The sequence below is a fragment of the Streptomyces sp. NPDC004610 genome (assembly GCF_040609715.1).
Taxonomy (GTDB): domain Bacteria; phylum Actinomycetota; class Actinomycetes; order Streptomycetales; family Streptomycetaceae; genus Streptomyces.
Genome location: NZ_JBEXLA010000096.1, coordinates 1 through 1,065 on the forward strand (window position 1 = coordinate 1; position 1,065 = coordinate 1,065).

General features: G+C 71.1%; 1 protein-coding gene. It reads right to left on the reverse strand.

From position 1 onward, the window contains the following. Positions 1–64 precede the first annotated feature (64 nt). Positions 65–913 carry an alpha/beta hydrolase gene (locus ABZX40_RS41510; RefSeq protein ID WP_355751426.1) on the reverse strand — a complete coding sequence of 283 codons (849 nt, stop codon included), beginning with the start codon at positions 911–913 and terminating at the stop codon, positions 65–67. Positions 914–1,065: the final 152 nt, after the last annotated feature.

The following is a 1,065-nucleotide window of genomic DNA, read 5'->3' on the forward strand; positions in this document are numbered from 1 at the left end:
GATGTGCGGCGGGGCGGGAGAGGGTGGTCTCCGGCCCCGCCGCAGTGCGGTGTTCGTGGGTGGGTTATCGGGTGGCGTGGTCGGCGTGCTTGATGAGGTTGACGGTGCTGTCGGGCTGGCTGATGAAGGGGACGTGGGAGGCGCCGCGGGCCTCGACGACCTTCTCGAATCCGGCGCGTTCGTACTCCCAGCGCTGGAGGGCGGGGGGGATGGCCTTGTCGTTGGTGGCGACGAGGCCGTAGGAGGGGATGGTGTGCCAGGCGGCGGTGCGGGTGGGCTCTTCGAAGCCGGCGGCGGTGAAGGGGCGCTGGGCGGCGGCCATGAGGGCGGTTTCCTTGCGGGGGAGGTCGGCGGCGAAGGCGGCGCGGAACTTGTCGGGCTTGAGGTAGAGGTCGGTTCCGGTGGTGCCGTCGGGGGTGGTGTAGGGGGCGGGGCTGATGGCGTCGTTGATGAGGCTGCCGGGGTACTTGGCGAGGAGTTCGCCCTGGAGTTCGCCGGTGTCGGGGACGAAGGCGGCGATGTAGACGAGGGCCCTGACGTTGGGGTTGCCGGTGGCGGCGTTGGTGATGACGGTGCCGCCGTAGGAGTGGCCGGCCAGGACGACGGGGCCGTCGATGGTCTTCAGGACGCTGCTGATGTAGGCGGCGTCGCCCGCCACGCCGCGCAGGGGGTTGGCGGGGGCGATGACGGTGTAGCCGTCGTTCTGGAGGCGCTGGGTGACCTTGTTCCAGCCGGAGCCGTCGGCCCAGGCGCCGTGGACGAGGACGACGGTGGGCTTGGTGGCGGAGGGGGCGGGGGTGTGGTCGGTGAGGGCGCTGGCGGCGGTGGGGGTGAGGAGGGCGGCGGAGGTGAGGGCGGTGGCGGCGGCGAGGGCGAGGCGGGTGCGGCGGGTGGTGGTGGTCCTGGCGTTCATGGCGGGGCTCCTTGCGGGTGGGGTGGTGGTGCGGAGTCGTGGGTGTCGGTGGGTTGTTGGGCCCTGGGGTTCGGGGCTTTGGGGCCCTTTTCCCTGCCGACGGATGTAAGTAGAGCACACGATTGAGTTGTGCACAACTGAATGGCTCGCGA